At 63.9% G+C, this 24133-nt stretch carries 19 protein-coding genes and 1 pseudogene; 9 read left to right on the forward strand and 11 right to left on the reverse strand.

Annotation, left to right across the window (positions count from 1 at the left end; genetic code table 11):
* Positions 1-50: 50 nt before the first annotated feature.
* The 10 genes and pseudogenes from ACNFCH_RS16230 to ACNFCH_RS16275 all read right to left on the reverse strand — a co-directional run bounded on the left by ACNFCH_RS16230 (position 51) and on the right by ACNFCH_RS16275 (position 9688).
* A complete protein-coding gene (locus ACNFCH_RS16230) occupies positions 51-1676 on the reverse strand; it encodes a BatD family protein (RefSeq protein ID WP_337158767.1) in 1626 nt (541 codons plus the stop codon).
* On the reverse strand, positions 1673-3391 hold the full coding sequence (locus tag ACNFCH_RS16235) for a tetratricopeptide repeat protein (RefSeq protein WP_416743120.1): 1719 nt from the start codon (positions 3389-3391) through the stop codon (positions 1673-1675). Before ACNFCH_RS16235 ends, ACNFCH_RS16230 begins: the two co-directional genes overlap by 4 nt.
* On the reverse strand, positions 3388-4464 hold the full coding sequence (locus tag ACNFCH_RS16240; RefSeq protein ID WP_337158769.1) for a VWA domain-containing protein: 1077 nt from the start codon (positions 4462-4464) through the stop codon (positions 3388-3390). The genes ACNFCH_RS16235 and ACNFCH_RS16240 overlap by 4 nt, the downstream gene beginning before the upstream one ends.
* Positions 4457-4951 (reverse strand): DUF4381 domain-containing protein, encoded by a 495-nt coding sequence (locus ACNFCH_RS16245; protein WP_070092527.1) that lies wholly within the window; start codon positions 4949-4951, stop codon positions 4457-4459. Before ACNFCH_RS16245 ends, ACNFCH_RS16240 begins: the two co-directional genes overlap by 8 nt.
* Complete coding sequence (locus ACNFCH_RS16250) at positions 4948-5892, reverse strand: DUF58 domain-containing protein (protein ID WP_337158770.1); 945 nt, start codon at positions 5890-5892, stop codon at positions 4948-4950. Before ACNFCH_RS16250 ends, ACNFCH_RS16245 begins: the two co-directional genes overlap by 4 nt.
* 4 nt (positions 5893-5896) lie before the next feature.
* On the reverse strand, positions 5897-6856 hold the full coding sequence (locus ACNFCH_RS16255; RefSeq protein ID WP_043206762.1) for an AAA family ATPase: 960 nt from the start codon (positions 6854-6856) through the stop codon (positions 5897-5899).
* 140 nt (positions 6857-6996) lie between these two features.
* Positions 6997-7149: pseudogene (locus ACNFCH_RS16260) on the reverse strand (MFS transporter); the annotation flags it as partial.
* 23 nt (positions 7150-7172) lie between these two features.
* A complete protein-coding gene (gene lhgO / locus ACNFCH_RS16265; protein ID WP_337158771.1) occupies positions 7173-8366 on the reverse strand; it encodes an L-2-hydroxyglutarate oxidase in 1194 nt (397 codons plus the stop codon).
* Positions 8367-8470: 104 nt separating this feature from the next.
* Positions 8471-9181, reverse strand: a complete 711-nt coding sequence (locus ACNFCH_RS16270; protein WP_337158772.1) for a FadR/GntR family transcriptional regulator — start codon at positions 9179-9181, stop codon at positions 8471-8473.
* Positions 9182-9334: 153 nt separating this feature from the next.
* Positions 9335-9688: a hypothetical protein gene (locus tag ACNFCH_RS16275; protein ID WP_337158773.1), complete on the reverse strand. Its 354-nt coding sequence runs from the start codon at positions 9686-9688 to the stop codon at positions 9335-9337.
* Between the two features lie 338 nt (positions 9689-10026).
* On the opposite strand from ACNFCH_RS16275, the gene ACNFCH_RS16280 reads away from it, so the two are divergent.
* On the forward strand, positions 10027-14892 hold the full coding sequence (locus tag ACNFCH_RS16280) for an NAD-glutamate dehydrogenase (protein ID WP_416743121.1): 4866 nt from the start codon (positions 10027-10029) through the stop codon (positions 14890-14892).
* A 75-nt stretch (positions 14893-14967) separates the two neighbouring features.
* Here the strand turns inward: ACNFCH_RS16280 and ACNFCH_RS16285 are convergent, their stop codons facing one another.
* Positions 14968-15786: a pyruvate, water dikinase regulatory protein gene (locus ACNFCH_RS16285; RefSeq protein ID WP_043206750.1), complete on the reverse strand. Its 819-nt coding sequence runs from the start codon at positions 15784-15786 to the stop codon at positions 14968-14970.
* 178 nt (positions 15787-15964) lie between these two features.
* Here ACNFCH_RS16285 and ppsA point away from each other — a divergent pair, with 178 nt between their 5' ends.
* From ppsA to ACNFCH_RS16325, 8 genes are all read left to right on the forward strand, one after another.
* Positions 15965-18340, forward strand: a complete 2376-nt coding sequence (gene ppsA / locus ACNFCH_RS16290) for a phosphoenolpyruvate synthase (protein WP_337158775.1) — start codon at positions 15965-15967, stop codon at positions 18338-18340.
* Positions 18341-18436: 96 nt separating this feature from the next.
* Positions 18437-19429, forward strand: a complete 993-nt coding sequence (locus tag ACNFCH_RS16295; RefSeq protein ID WP_416743122.1) for an alpha/beta fold hydrolase — start codon at positions 18437-18439, stop codon at positions 19427-19429.
* Between the two features lie 155 nt (positions 19430-19584).
* Positions 19585-20076 (forward strand): ribonuclease E activity regulator RraA, encoded by a 492-nt coding sequence (gene rraA, locus ACNFCH_RS16300; protein WP_043206744.1) that lies wholly within the window; start codon positions 19585-19587, stop codon positions 20074-20076.
* Between the two features lie 27 nt (positions 20077-20103).
* Positions 20104-21099, forward strand: coding sequence for a zinc transporter ZntB (locus ACNFCH_RS16305; RefSeq protein WP_196164162.1), 996 nt, complete (start codon positions 20104-20106; stop codon positions 21097-21099).
* A 112-nt stretch (positions 21100-21211) separates the two neighbouring features.
* Positions 21212-21463 (forward strand): CrfX protein, encoded by a 252-nt coding sequence (locus ACNFCH_RS16310; protein ID WP_196164163.1) that lies wholly within the window; start codon positions 21212-21214, stop codon positions 21461-21463.
* A 2-nt stretch (positions 21464-21465) separates the two neighbouring features.
* Positions 21466-22290, forward strand: coding sequence for a mechanosensitive ion channel family protein (locus ACNFCH_RS16315; RefSeq protein ID WP_337158778.1), 825 nt, complete (start codon positions 21466-21468; stop codon positions 22288-22290).
* Positions 22291-22403: 113 nt separating this feature from the next.
* Positions 22404-22970, forward strand: a complete 567-nt coding sequence (sigX, locus tag ACNFCH_RS16320) for an RNA polymerase sigma factor SigX (RefSeq protein WP_043206738.1) — start codon at positions 22404-22406, stop codon at positions 22968-22970.
* Positions 22971-23080: 110 nt separating this feature from the next.
* A complete protein-coding gene (locus ACNFCH_RS16325) occupies positions 23081-24115 on the forward strand; it encodes an OmpA family protein (RefSeq protein WP_070092515.1) in 1035 nt (344 codons plus the stop codon).
* Positions 24116-24133 lie beyond the last annotated feature (18 nt).

Consider the following 24133-nt stretch of genomic DNA (forward strand, 5'->3'; position numbering starts at 1 on the left):
GAGATTTCCGCAAGCATGCAGGCGTGGCACAAGGCGCCACGCGCTGAAGGTTATTTGGGGTAAAGCGGCGGCAGGCTGCCTGTTTCGCCCGAAGGCGTCAGGACCTGCTCGGCCGGTGGGATGGTGCCGATGGCGCGCCACAGCTCGTCGCCTTGCCAGTACTGGCCGCTTTCGCTGTACAAGGCGCCATTGAGCCCATCCAGGGCATCGGACAAGGGTACGAAACGGGCGGCCATCTCGGCCAGGGTTTCCGGTTGCTGGCGCGCCCAGGCATCGAGCGCCTGACGGGTGGCCTGAGGGTCGTTGGCCTGGCAGGCGCGCTTGAGATCGTCCAGCAGGCTGCGTGGGCTCGGGCCGGTCTGGGTGGCTCGCAGCACCGCTGGCTGCGAGCGGGCGCGCCACCACAGGGCGAAGCCCAGCAGGGTGGTCAGGGCCAGCACCAGGGTCGCCAGTTGCCAGGGCCACAGCAGGGCATTGCTGGCGCTGCTGTCGCCAACCGGGGTGTCGGCACTCAGCGCCGGGTTGTCCTCCACTTGCAGGGTGCGCGCCGGCAGGCTGCTGTGTTCCAGGTGGTCTTCGCGGGTATTCCACCAGGTGATTTCCAACGCGGGCAGGGCCAGGTCGCCGCTGTGGGTCGGGACCAGCGCCTCGCGTTCTTCGCGGTTGGCGGTCATGCCCCGTTCACTGATTTCATTGCGCAGCACCGGTTGGTCCGGGTAACGGCGCAGGCCGCGGATCTCGGTGGCGGGCAAGGGTGGAAGCTGGGTGCTGGACAGCCCCTCGGCGCGCAAGGTGATGCCACGGGTGAGGGAGTCGCCGATCTGTGTCTGCTGGCCGCTGGGGTCCGGGCTCCAATGCTCTTCCAGGGTCAGGCTGCGTGCCGGCAGCCACGGCTGGTCGGCGGGCCAGGCGGCGGGAATCGGCCGTACCTTCAGGTGCAGGGGCAACGAGCTGACCTGGACCTGACGGCCCACGCGCGGGGTGCCGGCCGGCTGCTCGCCATTGTCGGCGGCGGTGGCGGTGAAGGTCAGCGCGGGGAGGTCCAGGGTGCCGCTTTGTTGCGGGTAGATCGCATAGCGGGTCTCGATCACGCCGTGGCGTACGCCGTTGATTTCCTTCTCGTAGGTGCGCGACTCGCCCAGGGGTTCGACCTTGGCGCTGTCCAGTTGCAGCGGGCTCAGGCTGCTGTCGTCGTACAGCGACACCGAGTGATAGATACGCAGGGTCAGCACCGCCTGGGCCTGGACGTACACCTCGGGGCTGTCCAGGGTGGCCTCGACGAACACTTGGGAGGCGCCTTCGGGGCGACTGGCGTCGGCTTGCAATACTTGCAGTTCGATGGCCTGGCTCTGCGACTGGCCCAATTGCAGCTCAGGGATGCGCAAGCTGCCGCTGCGCTTGGGCAGCAGGGTGATGATCCAGCGGGTACTGGCACGGGTCTCGCCGTCGAGGGTGTGCAGGCTGTTGAGCTGACGGGTGCCGCGCACTTCGAAATCGCCTTCCAGGGCTCGCAGGTCAGGTTTGCCGAACTGGGTGACGTCCTGGCTTTCCAGGGTCAGCTCCAGGGTTTCGCCGGCCTGCAGGCGAGTGCGGTCGACGCTGGCTTGCAGGATGGGTTGGGCCTGGGCCTGGAGAAGCCACAGCAGGCTGAATAGAAAGACGCCGAGGCGACTCATCGTGGGGTGTCCTGATGCAATTGCTGTTCATACCAGAATTTGCGCCGCAGCAGCTGGGCCGGGTTGTCGGGGATTTCCCGCAACCATTGCTCCAGGGCCTGACGCTGTTCGGCATCCAGGCTGGTGGAGACCGGCCGCTGCGGCGGCTGGGTGGTGCTGTCGTCATCGCCGGGCTGGTCGCTGCCTGGCCCTTGCGCATTATTGGCATTCTCGCCCTGAGCCTGGCCCGACGCCTGCTCATCGCTGCCGGGCGTGCCCTGGGCTGGGCTGGACGCCGAGCTGCTGTTGCCCTCGGTCTCATGGCCAGGTGTGCCTTCGGACTCGCTGTCTGCCGGTTGCTCCTCCGCCTTGGCCTGGCGCTGCTGCAACAATTGCTGGACCAAGGCCTGGTTGTCCAGGGCCGGCTGCAGGTCGGGCTGGCGCTCCAGGGCCTGTTCGTAGGCATCCAGCGCGGCTTCCAGTTCGCCGGCACGGGCCAGGGCGTTGCCTCGATTGTAGTGGGCCGCGGCGCTGCTGCCTTGGGCAAAGGCCTTGGCGGCACCTTCGTAGTCGCCGGCCTGGTACAGCGCCATGCCGCGCCACTGTGGGTCTTCGAAGCGCCGGGCGGCTTCGGTGGGGTGTTGCTGCTCGAGCAGGCGCTGGCCTTGTTGGTCCGGGCGCAGCCACAGGTCGTTGAACTCGAAGGCCTGGCTGGGTTGCGGCAACGCCAGCAGCAATGGCAGGCAGAACAGCCAGCCGCGCCGGCCGGCACAGGCCGCCAGCAGCAGCAAGGGCAGCAGCAACCAGTAACCTTGGTCGGCCCAGCTGTCCAGTTGCAGGGTCTGGCCGTCGGCGCGCAGGGCGCGGGGGTTGTCGAACAGGCCCAGGCCGCGCAGGTCAAGGTCATCGATGCGGGCATGACGGTAGCGCCCACCGGTACCGTTGATGAAGGCTTTGAGGCTGGCGCTGTCCAGGCGTGGCAGCAGGATGCCTCCCTGATCGTCCTTGAGGTATTCGCCATTGGCCTGGCGCACCGGCGCGCCCTCGCTGCTGCCGATGCCGAGCATCATCAGGCTGGGGCCCTGGCGGCCGAGGGCTTTGAGGATGCCGCTGCGTTCCGCGTCGCTCAGCGACGAGCCGATCAGCAGCAGGCGCCCCTGGCCCAGGCCGCTTTGGGCGAGCAGGGCCAGGCCCTTCTGCACGGCCAGGTCGGCCCGCTGCCCCGGTTGCGGCATGATCGAGGGGTCGACCGCCTCGAGCAGGTTGCGGGTGGTGCCCAGATCGTCCGACAGCGGCACCAGGGTATGCGCGCTGCCGGCATATACCACCAGGGCGGTCTGGCTGTCGTGACGGTGCTCGAGCAGGTCGAGGATCTTGCGGCGGGCTTGCTCCAGGCGGTTGGGCGTGCTGTCTTCGGCGAGCATCTGCGGGGTCAGTTCGAGCAGGATCACCAGTGGGTCGGCGGGGCGCTGGCGGGTTTCCTCCAGGCGTTGCCAGCTCGGGCCGAGCAAGGCCAGGACCACCAGCAGCCAGGCCAGGCCCAGGGCGATCCATGGCAGTTTGCTGGTCTGGCCTTTACCGCCGCCAAGCAGTACGGCGTGGAACTGCACAGGCAGGATCAACTGCCAGCGCCCGGCGCGCTTGCGCCGGTGCCAGAGCTTGAACAGCAGCCAGCCGAGCAGGGGAACCACCAGCAACCAGAATGGGCGCAGCCATTGCGGCCAGAGTTCGATCATCGCCGTCTCCTCAGGCGCAGGCGTTTGAGGCGCTGACGCCATTCCGGGTGCGGCTGCAGAAAGCGCGGGCGGCGCAGCAGGCGCTGGAAAAGGTTGTCCGGCCATTGCACGGCAACCACCAGCAGCACGCTCAGGAGCAATGCCACGGCCAGCGGCCAGGCGTACAGGGCTTTGGCGGTGCGTGCCTGGGTGGGCTGCTGGGCCACCGGTTCGAGCTGGTCGAGGGTATCGCCGATCGCGACCAGTTCGGCGCCGTCATGGGCGCGGAAGTAGGCGCCGTGGGTCAGTTCGGCGATTTCCTTGAGCGAGGCTTCGTCCAGGTCCAGGCTCGGGTTCAGGCCCAGCAGCCCTGGGGTACCACTGGCTTCGGGGTTGGCACCAATGCCGATGGTGTAGATGCGTACGCCTTCCTGGGCGGCCAGGCGGGCGGCGGTGAGCGGGTGGATCTGGCCGCCATTGTTGGCGCCGTCGGTGATCAGCACCAGTACCCGGCTCTGCGCCGGACGCTGGCGCAGGCGCTTGACCGCAAGGCCAATGGCATCGCCAATGGCGGTGTTCTTGCCGGCGATGCCGATCTGCGCCTCGTCAAGGAAGGTGCGCACGGTGCGTCGGTCGAAAGTCAGGGGGGCCTGCAGGTAGGCTTCGCTGCCGAACAGGATCAACCCGACCCGATCGCCTTCGCGGTCCTGGAGGAAATCGCCGAGCAGCGCCTTGACCAGGTCCAAGCGGCTGATTTCGTCGTTCTTCCACTGCATGTCGGGAAAGTCCATCGAACCGGACACATCCACGGCCACCAGCAGGTCGCGTCCGCTGGCTGCCACCGGCACCGGATCGCCGAGCCATTGCGGGCGGGCGGCGGCCAGCAGCAGGAGCAGCCAGATCGCCACGAAGGGCGCTTGCTGACGCCAAGTCGGCAGGTTCAGGCGGGCACGGCGCCCGGCCAGGCCTTCGAGCTCATCGAGAAAGCCTACCTTGAGCACCGGCTCGCCGCTGTCGGCGGCCGGCAGCACCAGCCGCGCGAGCCAAGGCAGCGGTAGCAGCAGGAAGACCCACGGCCAAGCCAACTCAAACATGCTTGCGGATCCAGGTTTCGACCGCCTGGGCGAGCCCGGCGATGGCTTTGTCGTCGAGCTTGCACTCGGGTTTGTAGGCGCCTTCGACCAGCACCATCCAGCGGGTCAGGCCTGCGGCCGGGCAGCGGTTGTCGAGAAATGCCAGCCACTGACGGCCGTTGAGTGTGTGGCTGTTGGCGCCGGGGTAGTGGTTGCGGCACAGGCGTTTGAGCAGCGCATTGATTTGCTGCAACCAGGCGCCGGCGGGCGCGCCGTCGTAGGGGCGGGGCAGGCGGGCCAGTTCGGCCAGTGCTTCCAGGCGGATGGGGTCCAAGGGCAGCTCGGCACGCACCACGCGGGGTTTGGCTGGACGCCAATGACGCAGCCGCCACAGCCCCCAGCCGAGCAAGGGGAGCAGGGCCAGCAGCACCCACCAGCCTGGCGCGGGCGGCCACAGGCCTATCGCCGGTGGCGCGATCAAGGGTTGCAACTGATCCAGCGGGTTCATTGACTGCTCCCCGGACGCTGGGCGTTTAGGTACTCGCGCAGTTGCTCGATCATCTCACTCTGGGTGCTCAAAGGCATCATCAGCACCCGCAGCTTCTGCGCCAGCAGCTCCCAGCGCTCGATGCGCGCCTCGGCCTGCTGGCGGTAGGCCTGGCGCAGGTTGGCATCGAGGGTGTCGAGCTCCAGCTGGGCGCTGCGCTGGGCAAAGCGCAGCAGGCCGGCGGCCGGCAAGGCGTGGTCGAGCGGGTCGGAGACGGGCATCAGCAACAGGTCGCAGTGGCGGGAGAGCATGCTCAGGTGCTGTTCGACCCCAGGGGTCAAGGCGCGTTCGTCGCAGATGATGATGGCCAGGCTGCCGGGGCGCAGCACTTCACGGGCGCGGCGCAAGGCCAGGCCCAGGCTGTCGGGCTGGGGCACAGCCTCGGTGTGCAGTGACTGGTTGACCTTGGCCAGGCGATTGAGCAGTTGCAGCAGGCTCTGCTTGCTGCGCCGGGGCTTGATCTCATGGTGTTCGTTGTCGCCGAACACCAAGCCGCCGATGCGGTCGTTGTGCCCCAGCGCAGCCCAGCCAAACAGGGCCGCGGCCTGGGCCGCCAGGACCGACTTGAACATCAGCCCGGAGCCGAAGAACAGGCGTTGGCTCTGTTCGACCAGGATGAAGATCGGCCGCTCGCGCTCTTCATGGAACAGCTTGGTGTGGGGCTCCTGGGTACGTGCGGTGACGCGCCAATCGATGTTGCGCACGTCGTCGCCGGCCTGGTAGACCCGCACCTGGTCGAAGTCCACACCCCGTCCGCGCAGTTTGGAGTGGTGCAGGCCCACCAGCGGGCTGCGCTGGCCAGGCCGGGAAAACAGCTGGATTTCGCGCACGCGGTGACGCATGTCGATCAACTCGGCAAGGCCAATGCGGATGCCAGGGTCGGCCAGGTGCGCGGAGGGCATCGGGTCAGGCGACAGCGACGACGTCGAGGATGCGCTGGACCACCCGGTCCTGGTCGATCCCCGCCGCTTCCGCCTCGAAAGACAGGATGATGCGGTGGCGCAGCACGTCGAACAGCACCGCCTGGATGTCCTCGGGGCTGACGAAATCACGCCCGGCCAGCCAGGCGTGGGCGCGTGCGCAGCGGTCCAGGGCGATCGAGCCGCGGGGGCTGGCGCCATAGGCGATCCAGTCGGCCAGCTCGGCGTCGAACTTGGCTGGCGTGCGGGTGGCCATCACCAACTGCACCAGGTATTCCTCCACGGCGTCGGCCATGTACAGGCCGAGGATCTCCTTGCGTGCGGCGAAAATCGCCTGCTGGCTGACTCGCCGCTCCGGCTTGACCTCGCCACCGAGCGCCTCGCCGCGGGCTTGCTGGAGGATGCGCCGCTCCACGGCGGCATCCGGGAAGCCGATCTTCACGTGCATCAGGAAGCGGTCGAGCTGGGCCTCGGGCAGGGGATAGGTACCTTCCTGTTCGATCGGGTTCTGGGTGGCCATGACCAGGAACAGCGGCGACAGCTCGTAGGTGCTACGCCCGACGCTGACCTGGCGTTCGGCCATGGCTTCGAGCAACGCGGACTGCACCTTGGCAGGCGCCCGATTGATTTCGTCGGCCAGCACCAGGTTATGGAAGATCGGCCCCTGCTGGAACACGAAGCTGCCGGTTTCGGGACGGTAGATCTCGGTGCCGGTGATATCGGCCGGGAGCAGGTCGGGCGTGAACTGGATGCGGTGGAACTGCGCTTCGATGCCTTCGGCCAGCTCCTTGATAGCCTTGGTCTTGGCAAGGCCCGGTGCGCCTTCGACCAGCATGTGGCCGTCGGCCAGCAGCACGATCAGCAGGCGTTCGACCAGCTTCTCCTGGCCAAGGATCTGGGAGGAAAGAAAGGTGCGCAGCGCGATCAGCGCCTCACGGTGTTCCATCGTCGACGGTTCCTGGGGATAGGCCCTGGCGCGCTGGAAGCGGTTGCCGGGCAGGGGTGGATACTTTAATCCATCCGGGGGGGCGGGGACCAATGGGGGTTTGCAAAATTCGTATAAAGCAGCGGGTGGTGCAGGAGCGTTCAGTTCTTCGAGGTGGAGTGCTTGCGGCCTTGGTCGAACAGGGCAAAGATCACCACCAGCACGCCCCAGATTGCCAGGATCAGCGCCACGCCATCGGTGGAGTGAGTGGCCGAGCCTGCGACCAGGGCCAGGCCTTCTAGCGGTGCCAGGCCTTTGTAATGGGTTGTGCAGGGGTTCAGCGGGCCGTGAGGATCTTTGCGGCGATCATCTGGCCAATGGGGATGGCAGAGGTGGCTGCAGGCGAGGGCGCGTTGCAGACGTGCACCATGCGCGGGGTCTCGGCGAACAGGAAGTCATGGACCAGGGTGCCGTCGCGCATCACTGCCTGGGCGCGGATACCGGCCTCGTAGGGCAGCAGGTCTTGCACCTCGAGCTGCGGGCAGTACTTGCGGCACTGCTCCAGGTAGCCACGCTTGAACAACGAGTTCTTCATCTCGGTGGTGCCGGAGCCCAGGTTGTTCCAGATCGTCTTCCAGAAGCCGGGGAATCGCGCGTACTCGGCCACATCGCGCCAGTTCACCGAAAACTTGCGGTAGTTCTCCCGGCCCAAGCCCAGCACGGCGTTGGGGCCGACAGTGACGCTGCCGTCGATCATGCGGGTCAGGTGCACGCCCAGGAACGGCAGGTCCGGGTCGGGGATCGGGTAGATCAGGTGGTTGACGATCTGGTTCTTGCTCGCCGGCAGGCGGTAGTACTCACCGCGGAAGGGGATGATCTGGTGATCGATCTTCACTCCGGCCAGGCGCGCCAGGCGGTCGGACTGCAGGCCAGCGCAGGCGACCAATTGGCGAGCGCGCCAGTTTTGGCTGTCGCTGCTGACCTCGACGTACTCGCCCTGTTCCTGGATCGCCCGCACGGTGGTGGCCAAGCGAAGGTGGCCGCCACCCTTCTGGATGACCCGGGCCATGGCATCGCACACCTGCTTGTAGTCGACGATGCCGGTCGCATCGAGAAACAGCGCGCCCTTGCCGATGATGTTCGGCTCGCGGCGCTTGAGCTCGGTGGCGTCCAGGCGCTCGACCTTCAGCCCGTTCTGCTGCGAGCGCTCGTACAGCGCTTGCATGCGCTGCATTTCCAGGTCGTTGGAGGCCACCAGCAGTTTGCCGCAAACATCGAAGGCGATGCTGTGCTCGGTGCAGAAGTCCTTGGTGGCCTGGGCGCCGCGTTTGCACAGGTCGGCCTTGAGGCTGCCCGGTGCGTAGTAGATGCCCGCATGGATTACGCCGCTGTTGTGGCCGGTCTGATGCAGACCGAGGCTGGCTTCTTTCTCGAGGATCAGCAACGAAGCGCCGGGGCGTTGTTCGAGTAGGGCCATGGCGGTGGCGAGGCCGACGATGCCGCCGCCGATGATGCAGTAGTCGTAAGTCATGCAGGGTTTACCTTGGTGTTCTTGTCGGTGGATCTGCTTATCAGGTTGTCAGACTAAGTAGGGCGTATGAAGGGCTCGCCAGGCCATGTGCGAAGGCTCCGAAATCAGTCGAGGGCGGGAAGGTCGATCTTCAGGCGTCGGGCGGACGCGCGCAGGTGGGCTTCGGCACAGGCGGCAGCCGCTTGGCGATCGCCGTCGGCGATGGCCTGGTACAGCGCTTGGTGCTCGCGATTGGCATCGGCCGAACCGCCCAAGGAAAGGGCGGCGGAGTTTTCCCAGGCGTTGCGCCGCGCGGTGGCCAACTGACCGCCGAGAAAGTCATGGAAGGCCACGAAGGAGTCGTTCTTGCTGGCTTCGGCGATGGCCCGGTGGAAGGCCACGTCGGCTGCGGAGGCGGTGGCCAGGTCGCTGTGGTGGTCGAACATCGTCTGCAGGGCCTGGGCCATGCGGGCGAGGTCCGTATCGTCGCGGCGGCGTGCGGCGATCGCGGCGGCCTGGGTCTCGATCCACAGGCGCATCTCGAACATCTGCACGAGGTCTGGCTTGCGGCTGTTGCTGCCGGGGAAGCGGAACACCGTGCCGCAGGGGGTTTGCGAGATATAGGAGCCGAGCCCGCGGCGGGCGATGAGCACGCCGTCCGCTTTCAGTTGCGCCACCGCCTCGCGCACCACCGAACGGCTGACATTGAGCTGCTCGGCCAGTTGCTGTTCGGTGGGCAGGCGCGATTCGGCGGCCAGGCGGCCGGAATCGATTTCTGCGCGGATGGCGCTGACGACCCGTTCGACCAGGGTGTCGGGGCGCTGAAGCTCTAGCATGGGAAATGCTGCCTATTGGTCAGGTTGTCAGACAATGCCTGCGGCGGGGATGGGGTGTCAATGATTTCAGGGCTTGTGGGGGTGGTCCAATAGCGGGACAAGCCTGCTCCAGCAGGTGTTGCGTCGCACGCGGTACCTGCTGGAGGCAGCGCTTCAGAGCTCGCTGACGTAGGTCCCGGTGCCATCGAGGATGTTGCGCAAGGTCAGCTCGACTTCCTCGAGGTCCGTGCCCGGCGAGGTCAGCAGGATCTCCAGTTGCTCCGAGCCCTTGAGCGCATCCCGGTCGCCGGCGGCCACTTCGATCAGCAGGCGGTCGGCGCTGAGGGTGATCTTCAGGCCGTCGAGGGTCGAGGGCTCGTCGTCCAGGGTCAGGTCAACGGTGTCTTCGTCGGGGTAGCGGGTGAGCAGGAACATCTGCCCCTTGTCGCTGTGGCAGCACAAGGTCGCCATGTTGTCTTCCTCTTCATCGCAGGGCGTGGCGAAGAGCAGGGCGGTTTTCAGTTGCATGGGCAGGCTCTGGTCAAGGAAATGAGAGGGAATTCTGACAGTCTTGGACGGGGACATAAACGTAAAGTTACCGCCCCTTGACCGAAATTGTCGCAGCGCTGCAAGCCGTGGTGACCGCTCAGTCGTTAAGCTGCCCAATCGATGGACACCCGTAAAGCCACAGCCTCCAGGGGCAGTCGTCTTTGCAGGTGCCCATCCATGGAATGGATGGACGTGCCGATCGCGTCCAACGCCTGGTTTTTCACCGTCCTGTCGCCACAGGTTAGCTATCGTTGACCTTTGACGGCGGACGCACGCGACGCTTCACCTAATAACAAAGCCCAAGCGGAGTACCACAGATGGCGTTCTTCACCGCAGCCAGCAAAGCCGACTTCCAGCATCAACTGCAAGCGGCCCTGGCGCAGCACATCAGCGAGCAGGCACTGCCACAAGTGGCGCTGTTCGCCGAACAGTTCTTCGGCATCATCTCTCTGGACGAACTCACCCAGCGCAGGCTTTCCGACCTGGCGGGCTGCACCCTCTCTGCCTGGCGCATCATCGAGCGCTTCGACCCCGAACACCCGCAGGTGCGGGTCTACAACCCCGATTACGAACGCCACGGCTGGCAATCGACCCACACCGTGGTCGAGGTGCTGCACCACGACCTGCCGTTTTTGGTCGACTCGGTGCGCACCGAACTCAACCGTCGCGGCTACAGCATCCACACCTTGCAGACCACCGTGCTGAGCGTGCGCCGCGGCGCCAAGGGCGAGCTGGTGGAACTGCTGCCGAAAGGCACCCAGGGCGAAGGCATCCGCCACGAATCGCTGATGTACCTGGAGATCGACCGCTGCTCCAGCGCTGCCGAGCTGACCACACTGACGAAGGAAATCGAGCAGGTGCTGGCCGAGGTGCGCGTGGCAGTGGCCGATTTCGAGCCGATGAAGGCCAAGGTCCGCGACCTGTTGGCATTGGTGGAGCAGACCGCATTCGGTCCGGCGCAACACGACAAAGCCGAGGTGAAGAGCTTTCTGTCGTGGTTGCTGGACAACCATTTCACCTTCCTCGGTTACGAAGAGTTCGTGGTCGAGTCCGACGCCGATGGCGGCCACCTGGTCTATGACGAAGGCTCGTTCCTCGGCCTGACCCGCCTGCTGCGCGCAGGGCTGGGCGCCGACGACCTGCGTATCGAAGACTACGCCGTCGCCTACCTGCGCGAGCCCGAGTTGCTGTCGTTCGCCAAGGCTTCGCAGCCGAGCCGTGTGCACCGCCCGGCGTATCCGGACTACGTGTCGATCCGCCAGATCGACGCCGACGGCAAGGTCATCAAGGAGTGCCGCTTCATGGGCCTGTACACCTCCTCGGTGTATGGCGAGAGCGTGCGCACCATTCCGTACATCCGCGGCAAGGTCGCTGAAGTCGAGCGCCGCTCCCACTTCGACGCCAAGGCCCACCTGGGCAAGGAGCTGGCCCAGGTGCTCGAAGTGCTGCCGCGCGACGACCTGTTCCAGACGCCGGTGGACGAGCTGTTCACCACGGTCATGTCGATCGTGCAGATCCAGGAGCGCAACAAGATCCGCGTGTTCCTGCGCAAGGACCCGTACGGCCGCTTCTGCTATTGCCTGGCCTACGTACCGCGTGAAATCTACTCCACCGAAGTACGCCAGAAGATCCAGCAGGTGCTGATGGAGCGCCTGAAGGCCAGCGACTGCGAGTTCTGGACGTTCTTCTCCGAGTCGGTGCTGGCGCGTGTCCAGCTCATTTTGCGGGTCGATCCGAAGAACCGCATCGACCTGGACCCGCAGCAACTGGAAAACGAAGTCATCCAGGCCTGCCGTTCCTGGCAGGACGACTACTCCGCCCTGGTGGTGGAGAACTTCGGCGAAGCCCAGGGCACCAATATCCTGGCCGACTTCCCCAAAGGCTTCCCGGCCGGCTACCGCGAGCGCTTCGCCGCCCATTCGGCGGTCGTCGACATGCAGCATGTGCTGGCGCTTTCCGAGAGCAAGCCGCTGGCGATGAGCTTCTACCAGCCGCTGACCCGTCTGGGCGACCGACTGCTGCACTGCAAGCTGTATCACGCCGATACCCCGCTGGCGCTGTCGGATGTGCTGCCGATCCTGGAAAACCTCGGTCTTCGCGTGCTCGGCGAGTTCCCGTACCGCCTGCGTCACGCCAGTGGCCGCGAGTACTGGATCCACGATTTCGCCTTCACCTACAGCGAAGGCCTGGACCTGGACATCCAGCAGCTCAACGACATCCTGCAGGATGCCTTCATCCATATCGTCAAGGGCGATGCCGAAAACGACGCCTTCAACCGCCTGGTGCTGACCGCCGGCCTGCCGTGGCGTGACGTGGCGCTGCTGCGCGCCTATGCCCGCTACCTCAAGCAGATCCGCCTGGGCTTCGACCTGGGCTACATCGCCAGCACCCTGAACAACCACACCGACATCGCCCGCGAGCTGACCCGGCTGTTCAAGACCCGCTTCTACCTGGCGCGCAAGCTCACCAATGAAGACCTGGACGACAAGCAGCAACGCCTGGAGCAAGCCATTCTCAGCGCTCTGGATGAGGTCCAGGTGCTTAACGAAGACCGGATCCTGCGTCGCTACCTGGACCTGATCAAAGCCACCCTGCGCACCAACTTCTATCAGCCGGACGCCAACGGCCAGAACAAGTCGTACTTCAGCTTCAAGTTCAATCCCAAGCTGATCCCCGAGCTGCCCAAACCGGTGCCGAAGTTCGAGATCTTCGTCTATTCGCCACGGGTCGAAGGCGTGCACCTGCGCTTTGGCAACGTCGCCCGCGGCGGCTTGCGTTGGTCGGACCGCGAGGAGGACTTCCGTACCGAAGTGCTCGGCCTGGTCAAGGCCCAGCAGGTGAAGAACTCGGTGATCGTGCCAGTGGGCGCCAAGGGGGGCTTCCTGCCGCGTCGCCTGCCGCTGGGCGGCAGCCGCGACGAGATCCAGGCCGAAGGCATCGCCTGCTACCGGATCTTCATCTCGGGCCTGCTCGACATCACCGACAACCTCAAGGACGGCGGCGTGGTGCCCCCGGCCAACGTGGTGCGTCACGATGACGATGACCCGTACCTGGTAGTGGCCGCGGACAAAGGCACCGCGACCTTCTCCGACATCGCCAACGGCATCGCCATCGACTACGGCTTCTGGCTGGGCGACGCCTTTGCCTCCGGCGGCTCGGCCGGTTACGACCACAAGAAGATGGGCATCACTGCCCGTGGCGCCTGGGTCGGCGTGCAGCGCCACTTCCGCGAGCGCGGCATCAACGTGCAGGAAGACCCGATCACCGTGGTCGGTGTCGGCGACATGGCCGGCGACGTGTTCGGCAACGGTCTGCTGATGTCCGACAAGCTCAAGCTGGTGGCGGCGTTCAACCACCTGCACATCTTCATCGACCCGAATCCGGACCCGGCTACCAGCTTCGTCGAGCGCAAGCGCCTGTTCGAGCTGCCGCGTTCGGCCTGGAGCGACTACGACACCAGCATCATGTCCGAAGGCGGCGGGATTTTCCCGCGCAGCGCCAAGAGCATCGCCATCACCCCGCAGATGAAGGAACGCTTCGCCATCGAAGCTGACCGCCTGACGCCGACCGAACTGCTGCACGCGCTGTTGCAGGCTCCGGTGGACCTGCTGTGGAACGGTGGTATCGGTACCTACGTCAAGGCCAGCAGCGAAAGCCACGCCGATGTCGGCGACAAGGCCAACGACGCCCTGCGGGTCAACGGCAACGAGCTGCGCTGCAAGGTGGTGGGCGAGGGTGGCAACCTGGGCATGACCCAGCTCGGCCGTGTCGAGTTCGGCCTCAACGGCGGCGCGACCAACACCGACTTCATCGACAACGCCGGCGGCGTGGACTGCTCCGACCACGAGGTCAACATCAAGATCCTGCTCAACGAAGTGGTGCAGGGTGGCGACATGACCGAGAAGCAGCGCAACCAGCTGCTGGGCAGCATGACCGACGAAGTCGCCTCGCTGGTGCTGGGCAACAACTACAAGCAGACCCAGGCCCTGTCCCTGGCGGCCCGCCGCGCCCTTGAGCGGATCGCCGAGTACAAGCGCCTGATGGCTGACCTGGAGTCGCGTGGCAAGCTGGACCGGGCCATCGAGTTCCTGCCGTCCGAGGAGCAACTGGCCGAGCGCCTGGCCGCAGGCCAGGGCCTGACCCGTGCCGAGCTGTCGGTACTGATCTCCTACAGCAAGATCGACCTCAAGGAGCAGTTGCTCAAGTCGCTGGTGCCGGATGACGACTACCTGACCCGCGACATGGAGAACGCGTTCCCGCCGTCGCTGGTCAGCAAGTTCGCCGACGCCATGCGCCGTCACCGCCTCAAGCGCGAAATCGTCAGCAACCAGATCGCCAACGACCTGGTCAACAACATGGGCATCACCTTCGTCCAGCGTCTGAAGGAGTCCACCGGCATGAGCCCGGCCAACGTCGCCGGTGCCTATGTGATCGTGCGGGACATCTTCCACCTGCCGCACTGGTTCCGTCAGATCGAGGCATTGGACTACCAGGTCCCGGCCGAGATCCAGCTGACCCTGATGGACGAGCTGATGCGCCTGGGCCGTCGCGCGACCCGCTGGTTCCTGCGCAGCCGCCGCAACGAGCAGGACGCCGGCCGCGACGTCGCGCACTTCGGGCCGAAAATCGCCCAGTTGGGCTTGAAGCTCGACGAGCTGTTGGAAGGGCCGACCCGCGATCGCTGGCAGCAGCGCTACCAGGGCTTCGTCGAGGCTGGGGTGCCGGAATTGCTGGCGCGCATGGTTGCAGGCACTACTCACCTGTATACCCTGTTGCCGATCATCGAAGCTTCGGATGTCACCGGTCATGACCCGGCTCAGGTGGCCAAGGCGTTCTTCGCCGTGGGCAGCTCGCTGGACCTGACCTGGTATCTGCAGGAGATCAGCAACCTTCCGGTGGAGAACAACTGGCAGGCCTTGGCTCGCGAGGCGTTCCGCGACGACATCGACCTGCAGCAGCGGGCGATCACCATCTCCGTGCTGCAGATGGCCGATGCGCCGGACGACATGGACGCCCGTGTGGCACTGTGGTGTGAACAGCACCGCGTGATGGCTGAGCGCTGGCGCGCCATGCTCGATGACCTGCGCAATGCCACTGGCACCGACTATGCGATGTACGCGGTGGCCAACCGCGAGCTGGTCGACCTGGCCATGAGTGGGCAGGCGGCGGTGATTCCGTCCTGAGCCAGGCGTTGAAGTAAAAAGAAGCCCCGACAGCGATGCCGGGGCTTTTTCATATCCGCTCCTACAGGGGCGGTGTTACTTGAACCTGCGCTCGACGCCTTTCTCGACCAGGATCTTGGCCGAGATCTCCTCCACCGAAAAATGCGTGGAGTTGATGTGCGGGATGTTTTCTCGACGGAACAGGCTCTCGACTTCACGTACTTCGAACTCGCACTGGGCGAAGCTCGAATAGCGGCTGTTGGGTTTACGCTCGTGGCGGATGGCGGTGAGGCGGTCGGGGTCGATGGTCAGGCCGAACAGCTTGTGATGGTACTTCTTGAGTACCGCCGGCAACTGCAATCGCTCCATGTCATCTTCGGTCAGCGGGTAGTTGGCCGCACGGATGCCGAATTGCATGGCCATGTACAAACACGTCGGCGTCTTGCCACATCGCGACACGCCCACGAGGATCAGGTCGGCTTTGTCGTAATAATGGGTGCGCGCGCCATCGTCGTTATCCAAGGCAAAGTTGACCGCCTCGATGCGCTCCATGTAGTTGGAATTGCCGCCAATCGAGTGGGACTTACCCACGGAATACGACGAATGGGCAGTCAATTCCTGCTCGAGCGGGGATAAAAACGTCGAAAAGATGTCGATCATGAAGCCGTTCGACGTTGCCAGGATTTCTCGGATGTCCTGGTTGACGATGGTGTCGAAAATGATCGGCCGCATGCCGTCCCGTTCGGCGGCAGCATTGATTTGCTGCACCATGCTCCGGGCTTTGTCCGGAGTGTCGATGTAGGGGCGGGTGAATTTATTGAAAGGAATGCTTTCGAATTGTGCGAGCAGGCTTTGGCCCAGTGTTTCTGCAGTGATGCCGGTACCGTCGGAGATGAAGAACGCGGATCGTTTCATTTGCACCCTGGGCCTTAAGCTGCCGAAGTTTTCTGGAGTATGATAGGTTCGGTTTGCCGAACGCGACTGTTCGGCATTCTCACTTATTTTCCAGGTCCAGGCCACAAGCGTCCGGCCAAGTCAGTGTGACAGGCGGCCGCCCTTGAGCTTTTCCAATACAGTTAGTGGAGAGATCACCTTGGTTGAGTACGTAGTTTCCCTCGATAAGCTCGGCGTCCATGATGTAGAGCATGTGGGGGGCAAGAACGCATCCCTGGGCGAGATGATCAGTAACCTCGCAGGTGCCGGCGTATCGGTGCCGGGCGGCTTTGCCACTACGGCTCAGGCGTACCGCGATTTTCTCGAGCAGAGTGGCCTGAACGACCGCATCCATGCGGCCCTGGACGCTTTGGACGTCGATGACGTCAACGCCCTGGCCAAGACCGGCGCGCAGATCCGCCAATGGGTCATGGACGCCGAATTCCCGACGCGCCTGGATGCCGAAATCCGCACTGCCTTCGCCGAAATGTCCCAAGGCAACGAGAACATGGCCGTTGCCGTGCGTTCCTCGGCCACCGCCGAAGACCTGCCCGATGCCTCCTTCGCTGGCCAGCAGGAAACCTTCCTGAACATCCGTGGCGTGGACAACGTGATTCGCGCCGCCAAGGAGGTATTCGCCTCCCTGTTCAACGACCGCGCCATCGCCTACCGCGTCCACCAAGGCTTCGACCACAAGCTGGTCGCCCTGTCCGCCGGTGTGCAGCGCATGGTCCGTTCGGAAACCGGTACTGCCGGCGTGATGTTCACCCTCGACACCGAGTCGGGCTTCCGTGACGTGGTGTTCATCACCGGCGCCTACGGCCTGGGCGAGACCGTAGTCCAGGGTGCGGTCAACCCTGACGAATTCTACGTGCACAAGAACACCTTGCAGGCAGGCCGTCCGGCCATCCTGCGCCGCAACCTGGGCAGCAAAGCCATCAAGATGATCTACGGCGACGAGGCCAAGGCCGGTCGTTCGGTCAAGACCGTCGATGTCGATCGCGCCGACCGCGCGCGCTTCTGCCTGAGCGACGCCGAGGTCACCGAACTGGCCAAGCAGGCCATGATCATCGAGCAGCACTACCAGCGCCCGATGGACATCGAGTGGGCCAAAGACGGTGATGACGGCAAGCTGTACATCGTCCAGGCGCGTCCCGAGACCGTGAAGAGCCGCTCCAGCGCCAATGTCATGGAGCGCTACTTGCTCAAGGAGAAGGGCACCGTCCTGGTGGAAGGTCGCGCCATTGGCCAGCGCATCGGCGCCGGCAAGGTCCGCGTGATCCACGACGTGTCCGAAATGGACAAGGTCCAGCCAGGCGACGTGCTGGTCTCGGACATGACCGACCCGGACTGGGAACCTGTGATGAAGCGCGCCAGCGCCATCGTCACCAACCGCGGCGGGCGTACTTGTCACGCGGCGATCATCGCCCGTGAGCTGGGCATCCCAGCGGTCGTCGGTTGCGGCAACGCCACCCAGGTGCTCAAGGACGGCCAGGGCGTGACCGTCTCCTGCGCCGAAGGCGACACCGGCTTCATCTTCGAAGGTGAACTGGGCTTCGACATCAAGCAGAACTCGGTCGACGCCATGCCGGAACTGCCGTTCAAGATCATGATGAACGTCGGTAACCCGGACCGCGCCTTCGACTTCGCCCAACTGCCCAATGCCGGCGTGGGTCTGGCGCGTCTTGAGTTCATCATCAACCGCATGATCGGTGTGCACCCCAAGGCACTGCTCAACTATGCGGGCCTGCCAGCTGACCTCAAAGAGAGCGTCGACAAGCGCGTAGCCGGTTACTCCGACCCGGTCGGCTTCTATGTCGAGAAGCTGGTCGAGGGCATCAGCACCCTGGCTGCGGCGTTCTATCCGAAGAAGGTCATCGTGCGCCTGTCGGACTTCAAGTCCAACGAGTACGCCAACCTGATCGGCGGCAAGCTGTACGAGCCGGAAGAAGAGAACCCGATGCTGGGCTTCCGTGGCGCCTCGCGCTACATCAGCGAGTCGTTCCGTGACTGCTTCGAACTCGAATGCCGCGCCCTCAAGCGTGTGCGCGACGAGATGGGCCTGACCAACGTCGAGATCATGGTGCCGTTCGTGCGTACCCTGGGCGAGGCGAGCCAGGTGGTCGACCTGCTGGCCGAAAACGGCCTGGGCCGTGGCGTCAATGGCCTGCGCGTGATCATGATGTGCGAACTGCCATCCAACGCCCTGCTGGCCGATGAATTCCTCGAGTACTTCGACGGCTTCTCCATCGGTTCGAACGACCTGACCCAGCTGACTTTGGGCCTGGACCGTGACTCCGGCATCATTGCCCACCTGTTCGACGAGCGTAACCCGGCCGTGAAGAAGCTGCTGGCCAACGCCATCGCTGCGTGCAACAAGGCTGGCAAGTACATCGGTATCTGCGGTCAGGGCCCTTCGGACCACCCGGACTTGGCCAAATGGCTGATGGAGCAGGGCATCGAGAGCGTTTCGCTGAACCCGGACTCGGTGCTCGAGACCTGGTTCTTCCTGGCCGAGGATCAGAGCGCGGCATGATGCAATGAACGCAGGAGCGCTTCACGGCGCTCCTGCCTGGTTTCTTCCAGGGCGAGTTCCAGCGATGGATCCCGCCCTTTTTTGTGCAATCGACCTATGCAAAGCAGCAGTACCCTGTTTCCCGTGGCCTTGCTCAGCGCCGAGCGCCGGGGCGATCTGAGCGAGGATGTGTACCGGATCAAGGCCGGCAACAGCCCCGACCCCAGCGTCGAGCTGGCCGTGACGCGTCTCGGGCTGGCCGACCAGGCCGCAGCCCAAGGTGTGCCGGTGATTCTCCTGCATGGCAGCTTCTCCAACCGCCGCTTCTGGTATTCGCCCAAGGGCGTTGGCCTGGGCGCCTTTTTGGCGCGCGCCGGGTTCGATGTGTGGATCCCGGAAATGCGCGGCCACGGCCTTTCGCCCCGCAACCGCCACTGGCGACACAACCGGGTGGCCGACTATGCCCGCTTCGACTTGCCGGTGATCGGCGCATTCATCCGGGAACAGGCCGGTCAGGCGCCGCATTGGGTCGGCCACTCTCTGGGCGGCACCATCCTCGCCGCAGCCTTGGGCGGTGCGTATCTGCCAGCCGAGCAGGTGGCCAGCGCGGCGTTCTTTGGCACTCAGGTCAGTCGGGTCTATTGGCCGTTGAAAGTCCCCCCGGTGGCCTGGAGCGCCCGTTTGCTGCTCAAGCGCCTGGGGCAGCTGTCTGGCACGCGGCTCAAGCGTGGGCCGGAGGACGAACCGATCGGCCTAGCCCTGGAAACGCTGGGCTGGCATGGCCTGTTCGGGCGTTTTGGCGACAAGCACGACGACTGGTGGGCGGGACTCGCGCATGTGGATGTGCCCGTGCTGGCGGTGGCCGGTGCGGCGGACTACCAGGACCCGGTCTGGGCGTGCCGCAAGCTGTTCGAGCAGTTGGGAGGGGCACGCAAGCAGTTCCTGCGCCTGGGGCCGCAGGAAGGATTCGACGCGTTCGGGCATGTGGACATGCTGGTCAGCAAGGCCGCCCAGGCACAGGTCTGGCCGTTGGTGGAGCGCTGGTTGAAAGCGCCGTATTCGCCTTTGCCGGGGGCTGCGGTGGTTGCCGAATCTGTGCCGGTCAACTGAGCGTCGTGGTGCAGTTGCGGGTGCTTTGCGGGGCAGGTCCGCGCCCACTTGCGACAAGCGCCAATGTTGACTGGCCAGTCTCGGATGACTGCGAGGCCTTCCCCGGTGTAGCCTTGCTCAAACCTTGCTTTCGTTGTGACTGACAGGAGTTTCCCATGCAGCATTACGTAACGCCCGACCTGTGCGACGCCTACCCGGACCTAGTCCAGGTACTGGAGCCGATGTTCAGCAACTTTGGTGGCCGCGATTCGTTCGGTGGCCAGATCGTCACGATCAAATGCTTCGAGGACAACTCGCTGGTCAAGGAGCAGGTCGAGCTCGATGGCAAGGGCAAGGTCCTGGTGGTGGACGGCGGTGGCTCGCTGCGCCGCGCGCTGCTCGGCGACATGCTGGCCGAAAAGGCGGCCAAGAATGGTTGGGAAGGCTTGGTGATCTACGGCTGCGTGCGTGATGTGGACGTGCTGGTTCAGACCGATGTCGGTGTCCAGGCCCTGGCCAGTCACCCAATGAAGACCGACAAGCGCGGTATTGGCGATCTCAACGTGGCCGTGACCTTCGCAGGGGTGACCTTCCGCCCAGGTGAATACGTGTATGCCGACAACAATGGCGTGATCGTCTCGCCAAGCCCGCTGAAGATGCCGGAGTGATGCGCCGCGCGCGCTGATGGAGCAGGAATGTTCGAGGAAGACAACGCGCAGTGGGGGCTGGTCCACGCCCTGGTGCTCGATGGTAAAGGCGGTGCGCGCTCGATTGCCCGGACAGCGCTGGACGATCTTCAGTTGCAGCCAGGGGAAAGCCTCTGGTTGCACTGGGATCGCAGCCATCCCCAGACCCGTACCTGGCTGCTGCAGGAAAGCGGCTTGAGTGCGTTCGCCTGCGATCTGCTGCTTGAGGAGAACACGCGTCCGCGCCTGCTGCCCTTGGCCGATGAGCAAATGCTGTTGTTCCTGCGCGGGGTGAATCTCAATCCGGGCGCCGAGCCTGAGGACATGGTCTCGGTGCGGATCTTCGCCGAGGCCCGGCGCGTGATTTCTCTGCGCCTGCGACCGCTGCGTGCCAGTGATGAAGTGCTCCAGCAACTGGACGAGGGCAGGGGGCCGAAATCAGCCTCCGAGCTGTTGCTGCTGATGGGGGAGCTGCTCACCGAAAAGGTCCAGGCATTGGTCAGCGACCTGTCGGAAGTGGTCGATCTCGAAGAAGAGAAGGTGGAAACCGACGAACGGTATGCTCCGGCACAAGGCAGCCTGCAGCAGATCCGTCGTCGCGCGGCGGGCCTGCGGCGTTTTCTCGCCCCGCAGCGGGAACTCTATGCCCAACTCTCGCGTAACAAATGGAGCTGGTTCGCCGAGGGTGATGCCGATTACTGGAACGAGCTGAACAACAGCCTGATCCGTTATCTCGAAGAGCTCGAGCTGACGCGCGAACGGGCCGCGCTGGTGCTCGAAAGCGAGGACCGGCGGCGCAGCGAACGGATGAACCGGACCATGTACCGTTTCGGCATCATCACCTGCATCTTCCTGCCGATGAGCTTCGTCACCGGCCTGCTGGGTATCAATGTCGGCGGCATTCCGGGTGCTGAAAGCCCGTATGGCTTCCTGCTCGCCTGTGCCGTGGTGCTGGGGCTGGCGGCAGGGCAGTGGTGGCTGTTCCGGCGGTTGCGGTGGGTGTGATGGACAGTCCGGCCGTGGTGATATATGAGGCATTTTGAAACATTCGTCCCACATTCATGTGTGACCCGTAGTCCCGAGCCCTCGTCTTTGACAGACATTACGCGAGGTGCCTATGCACGATCCGTTTGAAGAATCCTTGCGCGACCTGCTCAAGGCATCGCCGTCCGGCCAGGACCGAGACGATGCCGCATGCCTGGGTCGCGTCCTGAAGACCGCCAACCGCCAGGTCGGTGCGGGTGATCTGTTCAGCTTGCTGGGGCGCTGGAGCCAGGCACTGATGATCGCTGTGAACAATGGCTCGGCGCATATCGCGCCGGTGCGTCGCAACCCTGCCGCTGGCAGAAAAGCAGATAAGGCCGATTGAATATGGAACTCGATCTCTGGACCCAGAGCCTGGTCACCGCCATGACCGCCCTTTGGACCAAGGTGGCGAACTTCATCCCCAACCTGTTCGGCGCACTGGTCGTGGTGCTGCTCGGTTTCGTGGTGGCCAAGCTGCTCGATACGCTGTTGTCCAAACTGCTGGCCAAGTTCGGTCTGGACCGCCTGATGAGCGGTACCGGTCTGACCAAGATGCTCGGGCGGGTGGGTATCCAGGTACCGATTTCCACCTTGATCGGCAAGATCGTCTATTGGTTTGTGTTGCTGATTTTCCTGGTCTCGGCTGCCGAGTCCCTGGGCCTTGAGCGTGTCTCGGCCACCTTGGACATGCTCGCCCTCTACCTGCCCAAGGTGTTTGGCGCAGCCCTGGTGCTGCTGGCGGGCGTGCTGCTGGCGCAACTGGCCAATGGTTTGGTACGTGGCGCTGCCGAAGGTGTCGGCCTGGAATATGCCGCAGGCCTAGGGCGCATCGCCCAGGGCCTGGTGATCATCATCAGCATCTCGGTTGCGATCAGCCAGTTGGAGGTCAAGACCGACCTGCTCAACCATGTGATCGTCATCGGCTTGATTACCGTTGGTCTGGCCGTTGCGCTTGCGATGGGCCTGGGCAGCCGTGAAATCGCAGGGCAAATCCTGGCCGGAATCTACGTGCGTGAACTCTATCAAGTGGGCCAGCAGGTGCGGATTGGAGAGGTCGAAGGGCACATCGAAGAGATCGGCACGGTCAAGACGACCCTGCTGACGGATGATGGCGAATTGGTGTCGCTTTCGAACCGAGAATTGCTCGAGCAGCGAGTCAATAGCCGCTAACCGCACAAAAGCTGTTAATGTATGCCGCCGCGAAAACGGCCCAAGGGGGCCGCGCGGCGACATTGACCTGACTGTCGGCCAGATCCGTTTTGAATAAAGTTCATTCGCCGCCCATGCGCTATGACCCCCGCGAGCTCACCGATGAGGAATTGGTGGCGCGTTCGCATGAGGAGCTGTATCACGTAACGCGCGCCTATGAAGAGCTCATGCGGCGCTATCAGCGGACCCTGTTCAACGTCTGCGCGCGTTACTTGGGGAACGACCGGGACGCCGACGATGTCTGCCAGGAAGTGATGCTGAAGGTGCTCTACGGTCTGAAGAACTTCGAGGGTAAGTCGAAGTTCAAGACCTGGCTCTACAGCATCACCTACAACGAATGCATTACCCAGTACCGCAAGGAGCGTCGCAAACGACGGTTGATGGATGCCTTGAGTCTGGACCCTGTCGAAGAGGCGTCCGAAGAGAAGGCACCCAAGGCCGAAGAGAAGGGCGGGCTGGATAGATGGCTGGTGCATGTGAACCCGATCGATCGGGAAATTCTGGTGCTTCGATTTGTCGCAGAGCTGGAGTTTCAGGAGATCGCCGATATCATGCACATGGGCCTGAGCGCCACGAAAATGCGCTACAAGCGTGCGCTCGACAAGCTTAGAGAGAAATTTACGGGGTTGGCTGAAACTTAGCGCCTCGGAAATATCTCTAACCAACCGGCAAGTTCTGCTAGACTTGCCGTCGAGTTGTCCCCCGGATGTTGGTGGGACTGCTTAACTATCACCAGATGGGGATTTAACGGATGAAATTGAAAAACACCTTGGGCTTGGCCATTGGTTCGCTTGTAGCCGCCACTTCGTTTGGCGCTCTGGCACAAGGTCAAGGCGCCGTCGAGACCGAACTCTTCTACAAGAAAGAGTTCTTTGACAGCCAGCGCGACTTCAAGAACGACGGCAACCTGTTCGGTGGCTCGATCGGTTACTTCCTGACCGACGACGTCGAACTGCGTCTGGGCTATGACGAAGTTCACAACGCTCGTGGCGAAGACGGCAAGAACATCAAGGGCTCCAACACCGCCCTGGACGCCGTTTACCACTTCAACAACCCGTACGACGCTATCCGTCCGTACGTTTCGGCTGGTTTCTCGCACCAGAGCCTGGGCCAGACCGGCCGTGGTGGTCGTAACCAGTCCACCTTCGCCAACGTTGGCGCTGGCGCCAAGTGGTACATCACTGACATGTTCTACGCCCGTGCTGGCGTTGAAGCTCAGTACAACATCGACCAGGGCGACACCGAGTGGGCTCCTAGCGTTGGTATCGGCATGAACTTCGGCGGTAGCCCGAAGCAAGCTGAAGCTGCTCCGGCTCCTGTTGCTGAAGTCTGCTCCGACAGCGACAACGACGGCGTTTGCGACAACGTTGACAAGTGCCCTGACACCCCGGCCAACGTTACCGTTGACGCCGACGGCTGCCCGGCTGTTGCCGAAGTCGTACGTGTTGAGCTGGACGTCAAGTTCGACTTCGACAAGTCGGTCGTCAAGCCAAACAGCTACGGTGACATCAAGAACCTGGCTGACTTCATGAAGCAGTACCCACAAACCACCACCACCGTTGAAGGTCACACCGACTCCGTTGGTCCAGACGCTTACAACCAGAAGCTGTCCGAGCGTCGTGCCAATGCTGTCAAGCAGGTTCTGACCCAGCAGTACGGTGTTGAATCCAGCCGAATCGACTCGGTTGGCTACGGTGAGACCCGTCCGGTTGCTGACAACGCCACCGAAGAAGGCCGCGCTATCAACCGTCGCGTTGAAGCTCAGGTCGAAGCCCAGGCCAAGTAATTTGGTTTGATGCTTCAC

This window comes from Pseudomonas sp. NY15354, from assembly GCF_048068075.1.
GTDB classification, from domain to species: Bacteria; Pseudomonadota; Gammaproteobacteria; order Pseudomonadales; family Pseudomonadaceae; genus Aquipseudomonas; species Aquipseudomonas guariconensis_C.